The organism is Streptomyces sp. NRRL B-1140, assembly GCF_001280065.1.
Lineage (GTDB): Bacteria > Actinomycetota > Actinomycetes > Streptomycetales > Streptomycetaceae > Streptomyces.
Map to the genome: position 1 here is coordinate 185,271 of NZ_LGEA01000025.1, position 16,419 is coordinate 201,689.

The window sequence follows — 16,419 nt, forward strand, 5'->3', positions numbered from 1 at the left end:
CGCGTTCGGAGAAGGGGGCCGGACCTCACGAAAGTTTCGCGTCGGCGGCCCGCGCCGACACCATCCAGCAGGCCGCGGTGTAGCGGACGTCCGCGCCCTGAACGAAGGGGTCGAAGGCGGGGCGGACCACCTCGACGATCTCCGCCCGGGTCCGCTCGTCGGCCCCGGGCAGGACCGTGCCGAGCGGGCCGAGCCGGCTGAAGTACGTGACGAGGTCCTTCTCGGGCAGAGTGCAGAGCACGTCCACCGGCCGGATGTCGATCCCGGCCCACCCGCTCTCCGCCAGGATGCGCCTGACCCGCTCCGGATCCGCGAACGCGAACTGGCCCGGCTCGTCGGCGCGCCGGACGGGAAGCTCCGGCAGGAACGGGGCCGCGGCGCGTTCCGCCGTCGTCATGAACGGGTTCTCCTCGGCGCCCCGCCACACGGCGCACCGCAGCCCGGCCCCGTCCCTCGTCGTGCTGCGGAGATTGGCGAAGGCCCGAACGGGATCGTCGAAGAACATGACACCGAAGCGCGAGACGACCGCGTCGAAGGCGGCCGGCTCGAACGCGTACTCCTGAGCGTCGGCCTGGACGAAGGACGCCGCCACGCCCTCGCGCTCGGCCTGCGCCCGGGCCGCCTCGATCATCGGGCCGGAGACGTCGACCCCGACGCAGTGACCGACCCGGCGTGCGACGGCCCGGGTGACGGCGCCGGTGCCACAGCCCACGTCGAGCACGCTCGCCGGGTGTTCGGCGGCCACTGCGTCGACGAGCAGCTCCTCGATGGGCCCGAACATCCCGTTCAGCACCTCCTGGAGGTCCACCCAGGCGTGGCCCGCGGGCCCGTTCCAGCGGGCGGCGTGCTCGTCGTAGGACCGGCGTGCGTCGTTCATCGTCTTTTCTCCTCTGCTCTGCCTTCATCCCGCTTGCCCTCGCCGGGGCGGGATGACAGCGTTCTACTTCAAGCCGACTTGAGGTCAAGACAATGACAGACCTGGACATAGCAGAAGTGGCGCACCGCGCCGGAGTGCCCGCCTCGACACTGCGGTTCTACGAGGAGAAGGGCCTGATCGCCTCGACCGGCCGACGCGGCCTGCGGCGCCAGTACGACAGCGGGGTGCTGGAGCGGCTGGCGCTGATCGCGCTGGGGCGGACGGCCGGGTTCTCGCTCGACGAGATCGCGCAGATGTTCGCGCCGGACGGGCGGCCGCGGATCGACCGGCGGGTGCTGTCGGCCAAAGCCGAGGAACTGGACCAAAGGATCCACGAACTGACGGCCCTGCGGGATTCCCTGCGGCATGCCGTCGCGTGCCCCGCGCCCAGCCACCTGGAATGTCCCACCTTCCGCGGCCTGATCGACGCGGCGGCGTCCGGCGGTGTCGTGGCGCCGGGAAGGCGGCCCCCCGAACGCCGTTGACGGGCCGTCGGTGCTCTTGGCCGAAACCTGGGTCGTCCTTTGCCCGATTCCCGGCGCCGCGTGCCTAGCCTCGGCTGCGAACTCCGGGAGGCAGACGTGCTGAAGACCGTGAAGGGCCAGGCAGCGGGTCTGACCAGGGACCAGCGCAACGCCTTCGTGGCCGCCTATCTCGGCTGGGCGATGGACGCGTTCGACTACTTCCTGGTCGTGCTCGTCTACAGCGAGATCGCCGACGACTTCCACGTCTCCCTCACCGACATGGCCTTCCTCACCACCGCGACCCTGGTGATGCGGCCGGTCGGCGCGCTGCTCTTCGGTATGTGGGCGGACCGCCGGGGCCGCCGCGTTCCCCTCATGGTCGACGTCGTCTTCTACTCGATCGTCGGCTTCGCCTGTGCCTTCGCGCCCGACTACACGGTCCTGCTGGTACTGCGCCTGCTCTACGGCATCGGGATGGGCGGCGAATGGGGTCTGGGCGCGGCCCTGGCCATGGAGAAGATCCCCACCGAACGGCGCGGGTTCTGGTCGGGCCTGCTGCAGAGCGGCTACTCGCTGGGGTATCTCCTGGCCGCCGTGGCCTTCTTCGTCATCGAGCCCCTCTTCGGCTGGCGCGGTCTGTTCGCGTTCAGCCTGCTGCCCGCCCTGGTCGCGCTGTGGGTGCGCAGCAGGGTGGAGGAGAGCGAGGTGTGGGAGAAGAGCGTCGCGCTCAACCGCACTCCCGCGCACCAGGTGTTCAGGAACCCGGCGGTGCTGCGACGCTTCGTCTACCTGGTCGCGCTGATGACCGCCTTCAACTGGATGTCGCACGGCACCCAGGACATCTACCCCACCTTCGTGAAGAAGGGCCTCGACCTGTCGGCCGACACGTCGATCGCGATCGCGGTGGTCTACAACATCGGCGCCATGATCGGCGGAGTGCTGCTCGGTGCGTACTCCGAGCGGCTGGGCCGCCGCCGGACGATCATGATCGCGGCGGCCGCGGGGCTGGTCGTGGTGCCGTTCTTCGTGCTGTCCACCACCGTCGGCTGGCTGATGCTGTCGTCCTTCCTCATGCAGGTGTGCGTGCAGGGCGCGTGGGGCGTCATCCCGGCGCATCTGACCGAGATGAGCCCGGACGCCGTCCGGGGCTTCTATCCGGGCGTCACCTACCAGCTCGGCAACCTCGTCGCCGCGCTCAACCTGCCGATCCAGGAGGCCCTCGCCGAGCGCCACGGATACCCCTCGGCGATGGCGTGGACCATCGTGCCCACCTTGGCCGTGGTGATCCTGCTGAGCGCGCTCGGCAAGGAGGCCAAGGGGATCCGCTTCGGCAACGGCTCGGCGGCGGCGCCCAGCGGTGCGGCGTCCGGCACGGTGCGGTCGTGACACACGGGTGGCCCGACGGCGCCCTGTTCTCCCGTGTGCACCGGGAACCGGCGGAAGAACGTTCCACCGCGAGCCTGCCGGTCATCGACCACTGGCAGGTGTGACGGGCGCCGTCCTCGCCGGCATGGGTGCCGTCCCCGCCCCGATCTGGGTGCGGGCACCGATGGTGACGTCACCGGTGCCCGTGTGAGGGTGGCAGCACCACCCGGGCCTGTGTGCCGATGATCATGGCCGCGGTCCGGGACCGCGCCCGCAGGCGCACGACGCTGCCCGTCACGTCCCCTCTGAAGGAGGAGCTTCCATCCATCCCCGCTCGGTGAAACGATCCGCCTGCGCGTTCGCGAAGGTGGTGAGCCGTGGGACACGCTGACAGCCTTCTCGCCATGGGCGGAGCCTTCCTGGCCGCCGCCCTCCTCGCCCGCCTCGGCGGCAGAATCGGACTCCCCACGATCCCGCTGTTCATGCTCGCGGGCATCCTGCTCGGCCCCCACACCCCGGGCCTCGTGATCGTCCAGGACGCACACGACTTCGAGATGCTCTCCGCGCTCGGACTGGTGCTGCTGCTCTTCTACCTGGGCCTGGAGTTCCACCTCGACGACCTCAAGAGCGGCGGCCGGCGCCTGCTGACGGCGGGCGGGATATATCTGCTGCTCAACGTCGGCGCGGGGCTGGCGTTCGGCTTCGCCCTGGGCTGGGGCGTCCGCGAGGCACTGGTCCTCGCCGGTGTCCTCGGGATCTCCTCGTCCGCCATCGTCACCAAGATCCTCATCGACCTGGGCCGCATCGGCCGCCCGGAGACGCGCCTCATCCTGGGCGTCATCGTGGTGGAGGACATCTTCCTCGCGCTGTACCTGGCCGCCCTCCAGCCCGTCATCGGCGGCGCCCAGGGCGTAGGCGACATGGTCCTGCAGGGCGCCAAGGCCTTCGGCTTCCTCCTGCTGCTGGCCGCGGCGGCCCGATACGGAACCAAGCCGGTGGGGCGGCTCATCGCGACCCGCGACAACGAACTGCTCGTCATCAGCTTCCTCGGCGCGGCCGTCCTGGTGGCGGGAGTCGCCGAGGTCCTCGGAGTCGCCGACGCCATCGGCGCGTTCATGGTCGGCCTGATCCTGGCCGGCACCCCCTCCGGCCCGCGCATCCGGGACCTCGTGCATCCGCTGCGCGACGCCTTCGCTGCCATCTTCTTCTTCGCCTTCGGGCTCTCCATCGACCCCGGCGACATCGTCTCCGTGGTCGGCCCCGTCACCGCGGCGGCCGCACTGACCCTCGTCATGAACGTCGCCGCGGGCCTCCTCGTCGCCCGCGTCTACCGCCACGGCCTCGATCCCGCCGCCGAGATCGCCACCACCCTCGTGGCCCGCGGCGAGTTCGCACTGATCCTGGCCGCCATGGCCGCCGGTGCCGGCCTCGACGCCCGGCTCGCCCCGTTCATCGCGGGATACGTCCTCGTCCTCGCGGTCCTCGGCCCCATCGCCGCCGGACGCGCACATCTGCTCGCCCGCGCGCTCCGGACGGGACAGGGCTTCCTGACCCGCCGCACGACCCCGGCGTACGACGCCGGGCCGGCGGGCGACGGCACACCGCCGGCGCCTCAGCCGGCCGAGGCCGAGCGCCAAGGCCTCTGAGCCGGCCTGATCCGAACGACAGGCCCCGGCCGGCGACCGGTCGCGGACGCGCTCACGGCTCGATCAGCCCGACGCGGACGGCGTAGCGGGTCAGTTCCAGACGGTCCTTCAGGCCCAGCTTCTGCAGCACGTTCGCGCGGTGCCGCTCCACCGTCTTGGGGCTGATGACCAGCAGGTCCGCGATCTGCTGCGACGTGTGGCCCTCGGCGACGAGCTTGAGGATCTCCTCCTCACGGTCGGTGAGGGCCCGGGAGGGCCCCGCGCCGCCCTCCCGGGCCCGGGCGAGATGGTCGCGGATCAGGGCGCCGACCGCACCGGGATACAGGAACGCCTCGCCCCGCATCGTGGCCCGGCACGCCTCGACCAGATCACGGTCCGCGACGGACTTGAGGACGTAGCCCGAGGCCCCGGCACCGAGCGCCTCGAAGAGGTACTGCTCGTTGTCGTACATGGTCAGGATCAGGATCCGCGTCCCCGGGCAGGTCCGGGACAGCTCCCGGGCGGCCTGGAGCCCCGTCAGGCGGGGCATGGCGATGTCGAGGACGGCCAGGTCGGGCCGGTGCTCCCGGGCCCTGGCGACGGCCTCGGCTCCGTCGTCGGCCTCCGCGACCACGCTGAGGTCGGGTTCGGCGTCCAGGATGAGCCGGACACCGCGCCGCACCAGGGCGTGATCGTCGGCGAGCAGGATGCGGGCGGGGGAGTCGCTCATGGTCGGCCGTTCCGCTCGGGATCGGGATCGGGACGAGGGCGGGACGAGGACGGTGGGGCAGCCGCCGGCGGATCGCGGCGGGTCCCCTCGGCAGGGAGGTCCGCCGGAACAAGGCACCGCGCGCCGCCTCCTCGCGACCTCACCACCCAGCGTGTGCGCTGCCCGGCCCCTCCCGCCATCCGTGACAGCACCCATCCTCACACCGAACACCCCGCTTGCGGAGCCGCGTTCGTGGGGGGCGGCCACCGGGCAGGATGAGGGTGGGACCCGATGGCGGCAGCCGGTGGAGGGGGGAGAAGCTGAAGCCCGGGTGAGACAGCCGCGACCACCGCGAGGACGGCCTGTCTCCCTCCGCGCCGCCACAGGGCCCGACACCCCAGGACTTGTCATGGCCTCGGCCGTGCCCTGCCTCGAAGCGCTCGGGTTCCGGGAAGGAGAAGCCGTGCCCCAGTCCGAAGACCACCGTCTGGTCGCTCTCGAAGCACGACTCGAGCGGGAGGACCCCCGGTTCACCCGGGGCATGAGATCCGGCCGCCCCGCACGGCCCCGCGAGTACCGGCGGACCGGGGCCTGGTGGGGGCTGGCGCTCGGCGTGGCCGTCCTGGGCTCCGGCATCGCCCTGGCCGAGGGCCTGCTCATCGCGGGCGGCCTGGTCCTCGTCGGCATGGCGGCCCAGCTGGCGGACCCGGACCCGGCCCGTATGACCCGCCGGGGGTTCGGACGCCGCTGACGGGAGCGTCCCTCGAGAGCCCCGGGCGAGGAGTGCACGGCCGGGACATGCCGCCGTCGGAGTGTTGTCGTAACCCGTGTGATCGCCCCGGATGGTGGGACGGACCGGCATGACTGACGGTGGTTCACGTCGAGACCGGGTCTGGTGAGCTGGCGAGGCGTCAGCTGCCCGGTCCGCGACGGAAGGACTCACCGATGCGCTCTGCCCGCATGCTGCTCGCGACGGCCACGGCCACGGCCGCCCTCGCGATCGCCGCACCCGCCGCCTATGCCGAGGCGACGGGTGACTGGGACCACGACTCCACCTCTTCCTACAGCAAGGAGCACCACAAGGACGGTAAGCACGACGGGCCGCGCGGCGGCATGCACACGGGTGGCGGAGCGCTGGCCGCGGTGACCGCCGACGACTGGGACGGCTCCCGGCACGACGAGGACGCCGACGCCGCCAAGGGCGACGAAGGGGGCAAGCACGAGGAGCACGGCAAGGAGAACGGCCACGAGAAGGGCGACTGGGAGGGCAAGCACCACGAGCACGGCAAGCCGCACGGCGGTATGCACACCGGCGGCGGAGCGCTGGCCGCGGTGAACTCGGACGACTGGGGCAACCCCAAGCACGACCCCGACACATACCGGGACGAGGACGACTGGGGCGGCAAGCAGGACGAGGACGGCTACGGCGACAAGGGCGACTGGGGCGACAAGCACGACAACGGCTCCTGGGAGGGCAAGCACGACAAGCCGCGCGGTGGCATGCACACCGGTGGTGGCGGGCTGGCCTCCGCGCCGGGTGTGACCGCCGGCGGGCTGGCCGCGCTCGCGGTCGCCGGCACCGGCATGTACGCGCTGCGCCGCCGGAAGGCCACGCAGGGCGCCGCATGACCGATGCCTGACGTCATGGCCGCCGTGGCCGCCGCACGTGCCTCTCACGTCGCGGCGGCCCGGCTCGTCCCCCTTCCCCGCGTGTCGTGCCCGCTGCCGTGCCCGAATGAGGTGGTCCCTGATGGCAGCCCCTCCTCCCGCTCTTTCCGGCCTCGGCCCCGCACCGTCGAAGCGGCGCTTCCGCGCCGTCGTGACGGTGGTCTGGTCGGTGGCCGCCCTCGTGCTGACCGTGCACCTGTTCGGAGGCGGCGGTGACTCGTCCGACGACGCCGGCCCGCCGCACGCCCCGCCCGCCGTGGCCGCCTCCTCGGCTGTCCCCGACCTGCCCGACACGCCCGCGTCCACGGCGCCGGACCGCTCCGACGGCCCGCGCCTGCCGCGGTCCCGGCCGGTCCGTCTGCTCATCCCCAAGATCTCGGTCGACGCTCCGTTCACCGACCTCGCCCTCAACGACTTCGGCCAGCTGGAGCCCCCGCCGCCGAACGACACCAACCTCGTCGGCTGGTACGCCAAGGGCCACACGCCCGGCGAGGCCGGCACCGCGATCATCGCCGGGCACGTGGACACCGCGACCTCACCGGCCGTGTTCGCCGGGCTGAGTGCGCTGAAGAAGGGCGACCGGTTCCAGGTCACACGGGCCGACGGCAGCAAGGCGACCTTCGCCGTGGACGCCACGGAGTCGTTCGAGAAGGACGAGTTCCCCAGCAAGCGCGTGTACGGCGACACCCCGAGAGCCCAGGTCCGGCTCATCACGTGCTCGGGTTCCTACGACCGTCAGGCGCGGGACTACACCGAGAACCTGGTCGTCTTCGCCCACCTCGTCTGACTTCCGGGGCCCCGGCCTGACTTGGTGTTTTACAGTGACTACCACCAGTTCAGGCGACTGTGGGACCTGTGAGGGATTCGCTAACCATGACGACCGAAACGTTTGAGTTCCAGGTAGAGGCGCGTCAGCTGCTCCAGCTGATGATCCACTCGGTCTACTCGAACAAGGATGTCTTCCTGCGGGAGCTCGTCTCCAACGCCTCCGACGCGCTCGACAAGCTGCGTCTGGAGAAGCTGCGGGACGACTCCCTCGACGCCGATGTGTCGGACCTGCACATCGAGCTCGACGTCGACAAGGAGGCCCGCACCCTCACGGTGCGGGACAACGGCATCGGCATGTCGTACGACGAGGTCGGGCAGCTCATCGGCACCATCGCCCATTCGGGGACGGCCACGTTCCTCCAGGAGCTGAAGGAGGCCAAGGACGCGGGCGGGGCCGAGGGCCTCATCGGCCAGTTCGGTGTCGGCTTCTACTCCGGCTTCATGGCGGCCGACGAGGTGACGCTGGTGACCCGCCGCGCCGGCGAGAGCCAGGGCACCCGCTGGACGTCGCGCGGCGAGGCCACATACACCCTTCAGCGGGTCGACGACGCGCCGCAGGGCACGTCCGTGACGCTGCACCTCAAGCCCGCCGACCCCGAGAACCAGCTGCACGACTACACCTCCGAGTGGACGATCCGGGAGATCGTCAAGCGCTACTCGGACTTCATCACCTGGCCGATCCGGATGATGCCGGAGGCGAAGGACGGCGAGGACGCGCCCGAGCCCGAGACGCTCAACTCGATGAAGGCCCTGTGGGCGCGCTCGCGCGACGAGGTGTCCGACGACGAGTACCACGAGCTGTACAAGCACATCAGCCACGACTGGCGTGAGCCCCTGGAGACGATCCGGCTCCAGGCCGAGGGCACCTTCGAGTACCAGGCCCTGCTCTTCGTCCCCTCGCACGCCCCGCACGACCTGTTCACGCGGGACTTCAAGCGCGGCGTCCAGCTGTACGTGAAGCGCGTGTTCATCATGGACGACTGTGAGGCGCTGCTGCCGCCCTACCTCCGCTTCGTCAAGGGCGTCGTCGACGCGCAGGACCTCTCGCTCAACGTCTCCCGCGAGATCCTGCAGCAGGACCGGCACATCCGGATGATGCAGCGCCGGCTGACCAAGAAGGTGCTGTCCACGGTCAAGGAGATCAAGACCAAGGACGCCGAGCGCTACGGCACGTTCTGGCGGGAGTTCGGCACAGCCCTGAAGGAGGGCCTGGTCACCGACCCCGAGAACCGCGACGCCATCCTCGCCGTCTCCTCGTTCGCGACCACGCACTCCGACGACGAACCGACCACGCTCGCTCAGTACGTGGAGCGGATGCAGGACGGCCAGGACGACATCTGGTTCATCACCGGGGAGTCCCGGCAGAGCATCGAGAACTCCCCGCACATGGAGGCGTTCCGGGACAAGGGCATCGAGGTCCTGCTGCTCACCGACGCCGTCGACGAGGTCTGGGTCGACGCCGTCGGCGCGTACGAGGGCAAGAAGCTGCGGTCGGTCACCAAGGGCGAGATCGATCTCGACGCCGAGGACGCGGAGAAGGCCGGCGAGGAGCGGGAGAAGCAGGCCGAGGAGTTCGCCGGGCTGCTCGGCTGGATGCGTGAGCGGCTCGAGGAGGACATCAAGGAGGTGCGTCTCTCCACGCGGCTCACCGTCTCCCCGGCCTGCATCGTCTCCGACGCGCACGACCTGACCCCGGCCTTGGAGAACATGTACCGGGCGATGGGCCAGGAGGTGCCGCGCACCAAGCGGATCCTGGAGCTCAATCCGGGCCACCCGCTGGTGAAGGGCCTCCACGAGGCCTACCGGGCGAGCGAGGACCGTGCGGAGCTCGCCGAGTCAGCGGAGCTCCTGCACGCCCTGGCGGTGCTCGCCGAAGGCGGTCAGCCCAAGGACCCGGCGCGCTTCGTCAGGCTCGTCGCGGACCGCCTGGAGCGGACCCTGTAGCCGGCGTCGGATCAGGGATGGTCCGGGGCGCCCGCCGGCCTGCTGCCGGGCGGGGTCGTGCCGGTGTTCGGCGGGACGACCTCGCCCTGGACCACCCGCGGCGCGGGCGCCGTGCCGGCCTCCTCGTCCTTCGCCGCGCGCGCCTCGGCCTTGAGGATGCGGGCCGCCTTTCCGGCCGAGCGGGTCAGCTCGGGGAGCTTCTTCATCCCGATGACGGCTATGACGACGATGAGAATGATCGCGAGTTCGCTCAGTCCGAACATGGTGTCCTGTCCTCTCTCGCCCGGGCCGGGCACGGCGTGAGCGTATCGGGCGGGGAGCACGGCGTGACCGCCGTACCGGGATGCGGCACCAGGTGCCGGCGCAGGTGCGGCAGCATCCCGCGGTCGAGCAACTCCTGCCGCCAGACCAGCCGGGTGTGCTCCACCTGGCCGGCGGCCGGGGGCCCGCCGCGCCGGCGCAGGGCCGTGTGCAACAGCGCGGCCAGGGCGGCGAGGCCGGTCAGAGCCGCCACCAGCGCCAGCGTCCAGCCGGCCGCGACGAGCGATCCGGGCAGGGGCCCGAGGGCGTCGGCGACGTGGAGCAGGCCGCCGATCAGGAGCAGCGCCGCGGCGGAGGTGCCGGACACGAGCGGGGTGAGCACCGCGAGGGCCGGCAGCAGCTCGCCCGTACCGAGCGGGTGTCGCGCCTCGTGCCGGGCCGCCCGGCGCACGGCGAGGTACGAGCGGTAGGGCTGCTCGGCCGCCGCCGCGATGTCGTCGGCGTGGGCGAGCGCGTGGGCGCGCAGGTGCGCTGCCGCCCGGCCGGTGGGGTCGGCGCCCAGGGCGCCGCGGATGTCCGCGGTGCCCAGCGCGTGGTGCAGGACGGCTTCGAAGTCCGCGCGGTCGTCCGGGCGGAGGCGGGACAGGTCGGCCACAGGGTCTCCCGGTCGGTTGCTGAGGCGGCCGCCGGGCCTGCCCGCACGTGGTCGGGCCCGGCGGCGCGGTCGGTCCGTGTTCAGACGTTGACGCCGAAGTCGGAGGCGATACCGGCCAGGCCCGAGGCGTAGCCCTGGCCGACCGCGCGGAACTTCCACTCGCTGCCGTTCCGGTAGAGCTCGCCGAAGACCATCGCGGTCTCCGTGGAGGCGTCCTCGGACAGGTCGTAGCGGGCGATCTCCTGGCCGCCCGCCTGGTTGACGACGCGGATGAAGGCGTTGCTGACCTGTCCGAAGCTCTGGCCGCGGTTGCCGGCGTCGTGGATCGACACCGGGAACACGATCTTGTCGATGCCGGGGGGCACGGCGGCGAGGTTCACCTTGACGGACTCGTCGTCGCCCTCGCCTTCACCGGTGAGGTTGTCGCCGGTGTGCTCGACCGAACCGTCCGGGCTCTTGAGGTTGTTGTAGAAGACGAAGTGCTGGTCCGAGGGGACCTTGCCGGAGGCGTCGAGGAGCAGGGCGGAGGCGTCGAGGTCGTAGTCGACGCCGGTCGTCGTGCGCACGTCCCAGCCCAGACCGACCAGGACGGCGGTGAGACCCGGCGCCTCCTTGCTGAGCGAGACGTTGCCGCCCTTGGACAGGGAAACTCCCACGGGGTACTCCTTCTTGAGCGCTTGACGTATGCGGTGTGATGCCTTCTGAAATCTACAGCACTGTAGAAATAGATGGGGTCGCGGGCCGTGGATCTATACGATGGCCGTGAGGGAGACACACGGCGGCGTGAGGGAGGCAGGCGGTGACGGACCCCGGGCAGCGTCCCCGGCGGGGACAGGGCGAGCTGGAGGCGCTGGTGCTGTCCGCGCTGCGGGAGGCGGACGGCCCGGCCACGGCCGGCTGGGTGCAGGAACGCCTCGGCGGTGATCTCGCGTACACCACGGTGATCACGATCCTGACCCGGCTGCTGGGCAAGGGCGCGGTGACCCGGGAGCGGGTCGGCCGGTCCTTCGCCTGGACACCGGCCTCGGACCAGGCGGGCCTGGCCGCCCGCAAGATGCGCAAGGTGCTGGACGCCGAGAGCGACCGCGGGGCGGTACTGGCCAGTTTCGTCACCGGCCTCGGCCCGGACGAGGAACAGTTGCTGCGTCAGCTGCTCGATCAGGACCAGGGCGAAGGGGACGGCTGAAGCCTCATGGGGGTCTTCGTCTTTCTGCCACTCGTCCTGCCGCTCACGGCCTGGCCGGTGGCGCGCCTGGCCGAACAGCATCTGCATCCGCGTACCGCGACCCGGCTGCTGACGGTGCTGGCCGTGGTGCTGGCACTGTGCAGCACGGTGTGTCTGGCGTTGGTGATGGTGGTCGGCACCGCCCAACTGCCCGGCAATCCGCTGCCGGACGGCTGGTCCGACCCCGAGGTGCGGGCGGCGGTCCCCTACGACGAGGTCGTGGGCAAGGCCGCGATCCCCGCGCTGTGCGCGGTCCTCGTCGCCTGCGCCCGGACGGTGCGACGGCACGGACGCGTGCGCCGCCGGGCGCATCTGGCCCTCGCCGGACTGCGGGGCACGGAGGTGGCGGTACTGCCCGACGCCGAGCCCTACGCGTACGCGCTGCCGCCCGCGGTCCGCCGGGGCGGGGGCCTGCCGGCCCGTGGTGCGGGGCGCGGCCGCGTCGTGGTGACGACGGCTCTGCTGGACCGGCTCCGGCCGGCCGAGCGGCGGGCTCTGTTCGCCCATGAGCGGGCGCATCTCGCCGCACGCCACGACCGCTTCCTGCTCGCCGTGCAGCTGGCGGCCCGTGCCAACCCGTTCCTGCGGCCCCTGCGCACCGCCGTGGCGTACACGGCGGAGCGGTGGGCGGACGAGGAGGCGGCCCGGGCGGTCGGCAGCCGCCGTACGGTGGCCCGGGCGATCGGCACCGCCGCGCTCGTCTCGCGGGGCACCCCGCATCCCACCCTCGCCGGACTCGCCGCCCCCGGACCGGTACCGCGCCGGGTGGCGGCGCTGCTCGGCCCCGCCCCCGCCGTGCGTCACTGGCCACCGGCGTTCACGGCGGTCGGACTGGCGGCGTGGGGCGCGGCCGCGGGCACGGCCGCCTCGGCGATGTCGTCGGCGAACTCTGCGGTGACGATGGTCCTCATCCTGCACGCCGCGACACCGCTCTGACCAACCTGCCAGAGCAGTGCGCGCGCCCCCAGGGGGCGCGGGGAACCGCGCGACGAGTCACGATGGCGCCGCATCCGGCAGGCGGCGGGAAGTGTCACCTCGGAAGCCGCCGAGGCGCGGCCTCAGCCCTCGTCCTCCTCCTCGCCCTCGAAGAAGTCCCCGACCTCGTCGACGACTTCACCCGCGACCATGCCGCCGACGACTCCGACCGCCAGCCCGGCCGCACCCGCGGCGACGGCCGTGCCCATACCGGGGCCCGAGCGGCCGCCGTCGTGGTGCTGCCCCTTGGGTCCGTGGTCGCCCGGGCCGAAGGGGGCGGGGGAGCCGTGGTTCAGGGGCGAGCCGTACCCGGCGGGGGTGGCGTACGACGCCCGGTGCTCGGCCAGTTGCCGCATCCAGCCGTCGAGGAGCGTGGGCCAGTCCCGCTGCTCCACCCCGTCGTGGGAAACGGTGAACCGGGTGAGCGCGTCGTGGCCGGGCGACAGGAAGCCGCCCCGCTTGTCCGCTTCCAGTACCACCTCCAGGCCGCCCGGGTTCGCCAGGAACGTCAGCTCGACCTCGTTGATCTGGTGCGCGTACTGCGGAGCGGGGAGGAGCTCGATCTCCTGGTAGAAGGGCAGTCGCTGCCCCGTGCCGCCGATGCGCCCGTACTCGAGGTCGGCCGACCTGAAACCGAACCCGAGCCCGCCGAGGGCTTCCAGTACGGCCTCCTGCGCGGGCAGCGGCGAGACGTTCAGCTGGTCCAGGTCGCCCTTGTCCTTCGCGCCCGCCACCGACAGTTCGGTGCGCACCCCGAGGACCACGCCCAGGTTCTGCCCGTGCAGTTCGGTGACCGGTGTCTCCCACGGCAGGACGACGCTGAACGGCACGCTGCGCTGCTCGCCCTCCGCGAGCCGGAAGCCGCCGCCGACGGCGAACCGGTCGAAGGCCACGACGCCCTCGCTCTCACCGCCCTGGTGCTCGGCCTCGACCCGGGCCACCAGCTCCAGGGTGATGTGCTCGATCTCGAAGTCGGCCTTGCCGCCCGCGAGGTGGACCTGACCGGTGAGGGCGCCGCCGGGCCGGACGGGAGCGGGGTCGAGGACCGTGTCGACCGTGGGGCCGCCGACACCGAGGGCGCCGAGCAGTCGTTTGAACACCATGGTGGCGTCCACTCCTTCATGTGCGTGTGCTGTCTTCTACAAGCCTGTAGAAGCATAGGGGGTGCAAGCGGCGGGGGACCGTGTCGTGGGTGCCCGCGCGCCGGGATTGGCTGAAAAGGGATCACCCCCGGGACACGACGGTGCCGCAGCCCGCCTCCACGGCGGACTGCGGCACCGGATCCGTCCCTCACCGCAAGGCTCAGCCCACGACGCGGCCCAGCTCGATCCGGTCGATGTTCGGCGCCCAGGCGGTGGCGTTGCCGAACGTCACCTTGTTCGTTCCCATCACGAGATCGACCGGGACACCGATCGTCCAGTAGTCGTCCTCGCTCCAGGTGTTCTTGAAGGTGACCTTCCGCGGCGCGCCACCCCCGACCGTGATGTCCGCCGTGCGGGACATGATGTCCGTGTTGTAGGCGTGGCCGTTGTCCCGGCGGTCGTTGTGGGCGTAGTGAACGACCAGCACGTACCGGCCGGGCCTGGGGGCGTCCACCGTGAACTGCGCCGTGCTGTCGGGGTCGTTGCCCAGCTCCCCGATGAACGAGCCTGCGGAGGCGTGCGGGGAGTGGACGAGTTTCGCGCCACCCGCGAGCGTGGCCGAGGCGCCCTCGTAGGAGAGGGTGCCCGCCGCCGAGCCGTCGCCCGTGACGTCGAGGGAGCGGACGGCGGCGTGGCCCGATGTCATCGCGACCCGGTTGTTGCCCGCGACGAGGTACAGCCGCAGCGAGCGGCCGGGCGCCGCCGGGACGGTCTCGCCGTGCAGGGCCAGTCTCACCGAGGCCGAGGCCCGCGGGGTGACCGTGTAGTAGCCGTCGCGCGGGGCGTAGACGTCGAAGACGGCCTTGTCGCCCGGGCGCAGCACCAGGGCACCCGTGCCCACGCCGGCCGACGACGTGTAGTCGTAGGACGGCCTGCCGCTGATGTCCGCCAGCGTCGCCTCGTACGACGCGGAGGCCGCCTGCGTGCGGGCCGTCAGGTCGATCCGGTCGAGCGTGACCTCGGCGTCGCCCTTGGCCAGCACCAACCGGTGTGTTCCCGCCGTCAGCCGGACGCCGACGTCCTTCTTGGCGCGGTAGGTCCAGTTCTCCGTGGAGGCGTAGGTGACGGTCACCGGGGCGGTGCCGTCGACGGTCAGCTTCTGTGTGGCGGGGCCGCCGGACTGGTTGCCGTAGAGGATCGCCAGGTCGTAGGTGCCGTCCTTCGGCACGTCCACCGTGAACTCGACCTGGCTGCCGGGCTGGTCGAGGGAGCCGACGTCCTTGGTGCCGGAGGCCGCGTAGCCGTTGGCGTTGCTCACCGTGCCCTGGGTGTAGACCTTGCCGTCGGTGATGGCCGCGTCCTCGGCCTCGTACGACGCCGACCACGGGACGGAGACGGCGGACGGGGTTCCCGAGCCGCCGGGGGTGAGCACGATCCGGTACGCGGACATCTTGTGCAGGCCGCGCAGCGGGACGGTCGCCGAGCCGTCCTGTGCGATCTTCACCTTCGTGCGCGCGAGGACCCGCGGCGCCGCGTGCTGCCCCTCGTACCCCGACCAGGCGGCCTCGGCGACGGTCGCGGTGACCGTACGGCCGAACGCGGACCGCGGTACGTTCCGCACGACCACGTCCGCGTCGCCGTCCGCGCCCCCGAGCAGCACCTGGGCCTGGCGGCGGGAGGTGTCGAGGGAGGCGAGGCCCTGCAGGGTGTCGACGGTGTTCGGCCGGGGCGGTGTCACCTTCACGGTGTTCCCGGTCAGGCCCGCGTACCAGCGGAACAGCCACCAGCCGCCGTTCGGGATGTTGGTCCGCGCCATCTGGCCGCTGAGATTGCCGGCGGCGTCCCAGTACGCCATGTTGGCGTACACCTTGTTGCGCTCGAACATCGACACCCACTGCACGAGCTGCCCGGGCACGGACAGGTCGCGGCGGTTGGCGTACTCGTCGATGTTGATCTTCAGCGGGGCGATGCCCGCCTCGCGCTCCAGCCCGCGGTAGTCGTCGTAGTGCGCCTGGAAGTCACGCAGCGAACCCGAGCCGAGCTCGTGCCAGGTCATCACCTGGGGGAGCACGTTCTCCCGCTTGGCGAAAGCGAGGAAGTCCCTCAACAGGCGGGTGTGGTACCCGGCCTCGTTGGGCCCGGCGATCCGCGCGTCCGGGTCGATGGCGCGGATCCGCTGGTACACCGTCTTCCAGTCCTCGAAGAACCGGTCGCGGTTCTTCTCGTACTGGGCCTGGTCCTTGACGTCGAGCTTGTACCAGATCTGGTCGGGCTCGTTGAACGGGATGTAGACGAAGCGGTCGCTGTTCGGGTCGGCCGACACCTCCTTGACGATCTTGTCGACCTTGGGGAGGTAGTCGGCGATGCCGAGGTCCTCGTACGGCCACTTCGCGTAGATGTCCTGCATCATCACGTTGATCTCGCCGCCGCCGGTGCGGAAGAACGACCGGGAGACCGTGAGTGCGTCACCGTTGGGATGCTGGGCCCCGCCCTCCGGCTTCTGCGAGACGCTGGTGATCTTCAGCGGCTCCATCACGGCGTCACTGGGCACCCCGTCGTCGCTCAGCCCGTAGAGGGAGCCGTTGGCGCCGAGCATCACCGGGCCCTCGGACGAGTCCAGGTCGACGGTCAGACGCTGCGGGTCGGCGACCGCGGCCGCCGATCCGGTTGCGGGAAGGGTGGCTGCCATGGCGGCTGCTCCA

At 71.6% G+C, this 16,419-nt stretch carries 16 protein-coding genes; 9 read left to right on the forward strand and 7 right to left on the reverse strand.

Annotated elements, in window-relative coordinates; genetic code table 11:
- Positions 1–25 precede the first annotated feature (25 nt).
- Positions 26–877, reverse strand: coding sequence for a class I SAM-dependent methyltransferase (locus tag ADK65_RS04885; RefSeq protein ID WP_053668543.1), 852 nt, complete (start codon positions 875–877; stop codon positions 26–28).
- A gap of 92 nt (positions 878–969) precedes the next feature.
- On the opposite strand from ADK65_RS04885, the gene ADK65_RS04890 reads away from it, so the two are divergent.
- The 3 genes from ADK65_RS04890 to ADK65_RS04900 all read left to right on the forward strand — a co-directional run bounded on the left by ADK65_RS04890 (position 970) and on the right by ADK65_RS04900 (position 4,391).
- Positions 970–1,401 (forward strand): helix-turn-helix domain-containing protein, encoded by a 432-nt coding sequence (locus ADK65_RS04890; RefSeq protein ID WP_053668544.1) that lies wholly within the window; start codon positions 970–972, stop codon positions 1,399–1,401.
- Positions 1,402–1,497: 96 nt separating this feature from the next.
- A complete protein-coding gene (locus ADK65_RS04895) occupies positions 1,498–2,766 on the forward strand; it encodes an MFS transporter (RefSeq protein WP_053668545.1) in 1,269 nt (422 codons plus the stop codon).
- Between the two features lie 356 nt (positions 2,767–3,122).
- Positions 3,123–4,391, forward strand: coding sequence for a cation:proton antiporter (locus ADK65_RS04900; protein ID WP_053668546.1), 1,269 nt, complete (start codon positions 3,123–3,125; stop codon positions 4,389–4,391).
- A 52-nt stretch (positions 4,392–4,443) separates the two neighbouring features.
- On the opposite strand, the gene ADK65_RS04905 is transcribed toward ADK65_RS04900, so the two are convergent.
- Positions 4,444–5,100: a response regulator gene (locus tag ADK65_RS04905; protein WP_053668547.1), complete on the reverse strand. Its 657-nt coding sequence runs from the start codon at positions 5,098–5,100 to the stop codon at positions 4,444–4,446.
- 442 nt (positions 5,101–5,542) lie between these two features.
- On the opposite strand from ADK65_RS04905, the gene ADK65_RS04910 reads away from it, so the two are divergent.
- From ADK65_RS04910 to htpG, 4 genes are all read left to right on the forward strand, one after another.
- The gene (locus ADK65_RS04910; protein ID WP_053668625.1) at positions 5,543–5,830 is read left to right on the forward strand and encodes a DUF3040 domain-containing protein; all 288 of its coding nucleotides are present in this window, start codon (positions 5,543–5,545) and stop codon (positions 5,828–5,830) included.
- A gap of 194 nt (positions 5,831–6,024) precedes the next feature.
- On the forward strand, positions 6,025–6,708 hold the full coding sequence (locus tag ADK65_RS04915) for a hypothetical protein (RefSeq protein ID WP_053668548.1): 684 nt from the start codon (positions 6,025–6,027) through the stop codon (positions 6,706–6,708).
- A 121-nt stretch (positions 6,709–6,829) separates the two neighbouring features.
- The gene (locus ADK65_RS04920; RefSeq protein ID WP_078955811.1) at positions 6,830–7,534 is read left to right on the forward strand and encodes a class F sortase; all 705 of its coding nucleotides are present in this window, start codon (positions 6,830–6,832) and stop codon (positions 7,532–7,534) included.
- A gap of 86 nt (positions 7,535–7,620) precedes the next feature.
- Positions 7,621–9,519, forward strand: coding sequence for a molecular chaperone HtpG (htpG, locus tag ADK65_RS04925; RefSeq protein WP_053668549.1), 1,899 nt, complete (start codon positions 7,621–7,623; stop codon positions 9,517–9,519).
- Between the two features lie 11 nt (positions 9,520–9,530).
- Here the strand turns inward: htpG and ADK65_RS04930 are convergent, their stop codons facing one another.
- The 3 genes from ADK65_RS04930 to ADK65_RS04940 all read right to left on the reverse strand — a co-directional run bounded on the left by ADK65_RS04930 (position 9,531) and on the right by ADK65_RS04940 (position 11,091).
- Complete coding sequence (locus ADK65_RS04930) at positions 9,531–9,782, reverse strand: twin-arginine translocase TatA/TatE family subunit (RefSeq protein WP_053668550.1); 252 nt, start codon at positions 9,780–9,782, stop codon at positions 9,531–9,533.
- Positions 9,770–10,435, reverse strand: coding sequence for a hypothetical protein (locus ADK65_RS04935; protein ID WP_053668551.1), 666 nt, complete (start codon positions 10,433–10,435; stop codon positions 9,770–9,772). The genes ADK65_RS04930 and ADK65_RS04935 overlap by 13 nt, the downstream gene beginning before the upstream one ends.
- An 80-nt stretch (positions 10,436–10,515) precedes the next feature.
- On the reverse strand, positions 10,516–11,091 hold the full coding sequence (locus tag ADK65_RS04940; protein WP_053668552.1) for a TerD family protein: 576 nt from the start codon (positions 11,089–11,091) through the stop codon (positions 10,516–10,518).
- 143 nt (positions 11,092–11,234) lie between these two features.
- Between ADK65_RS04940 and ADK65_RS04945 the strand changes: the two genes are divergently transcribed.
- Both ADK65_RS04945 and ADK65_RS04950 read left to right on the forward strand, forming a co-directional pair.
- Entirely contained in the window at positions 11,235–11,621 is a 387-nt protein-coding gene (locus ADK65_RS04945) for a BlaI/MecI/CopY family transcriptional regulator (protein WP_053668553.1), read from the forward strand.
- A 6-nt stretch (positions 11,622–11,627) separates the two neighbouring features.
- Positions 11,628–12,596 (forward strand): M56 family metallopeptidase, encoded by a 969-nt coding sequence (locus ADK65_RS04950; RefSeq protein ID WP_053668554.1) that lies wholly within the window; start codon positions 11,628–11,630, stop codon positions 12,594–12,596.
- Positions 12,597–12,718: 122 nt separating this feature from the next.
- On the opposite strand, the gene ADK65_RS04955 is transcribed toward ADK65_RS04950, so the two are convergent.
- Positions 12,719–13,738, reverse strand: a complete 1,020-nt coding sequence (locus ADK65_RS04955; RefSeq protein ID WP_053668627.1) for a sporulation protein — start codon at positions 13,736–13,738, stop codon at positions 12,719–12,721.
- Between the two features lie 199 nt (positions 13,739–13,937).
- Positions 13,938–16,406, reverse strand: coding sequence for a CBM35 domain-containing protein (locus tag ADK65_RS04960; RefSeq protein WP_053668555.1), 2,469 nt, complete (start codon positions 16,404–16,406; stop codon positions 13,938–13,940).
- Positions 16,407–16,419: the final 13 nt, after the last annotated feature.

What these genes read in the sequence shown, in the direction of transcription:
- ADK65_RS04915 (WP_053668548.1), top strand. Translation starts at nt 6,025, where the DNA reads ATGCGCTCTGCCCGCATGCTGCTCGCGACGGCCACGGCCACGGCCGCC.
- ADK65_RS04905 (WP_053668547.1), bottom strand. Translation starts at nt 5,100, where the DNA reads ATGAGCGACTCCCCCGCCCGCATCCTGCTCGCCGACGATCACGCCCTG.
- htpG (WP_053668549.1), top strand. Translation starts at nt 7,621, where the DNA reads ATGACGACCGAAACGTTTGAGTTCCAGGTAGAGGCGCGTCAGCTGCTC.
- ADK65_RS04960 (WP_053668555.1), bottom strand. Translation starts at nt 16,406, where the DNA reads ATGGCAGCCACCCTTCCCGCAACCGGATCGGCGGCCGCGGTCGCCGAC.
- ADK65_RS04920 (WP_078955811.1), top strand. Translation starts at nt 6,830, where the DNA reads ATGGCAGCCCCTCCTCCCGCTCTTTCCGGCCTCGGCCCCGCACCGTCG.
- ADK65_RS04930 (WP_053668550.1), bottom strand. Translation starts at nt 9,782, where the DNA reads ATGTTCGGACTGAGCGAACTCGCGATCATTCTCATCGTCGTCATAGCC.
- ADK65_RS04890 (WP_053668544.1), top strand. Translation starts at nt 970, where the DNA reads ATGACAGACCTGGACATAGCAGAAGTGGCGCACCGCGCCGGAGTGCCC.
- ADK65_RS04885 (WP_053668543.1), bottom strand. Translation starts at nt 877, where the DNA reads ATGAACGACGCACGCCGGTCCTACGACGAGCACGCCGCCCGCTGGAAC.
- ADK65_RS04950 (WP_053668554.1), top strand. Translation starts at nt 11,628, where the DNA reads ATGGGGGTCTTCGTCTTTCTGCCACTCGTCCTGCCGCTCACGGCCTGG.
- ADK65_RS04955 (WP_053668627.1), bottom strand. Translation starts at nt 13,738, where the DNA reads ATGGTGTTCAAACGACTGCTCGGCGCCCTCGGTGTCGGCGGCCCCACG.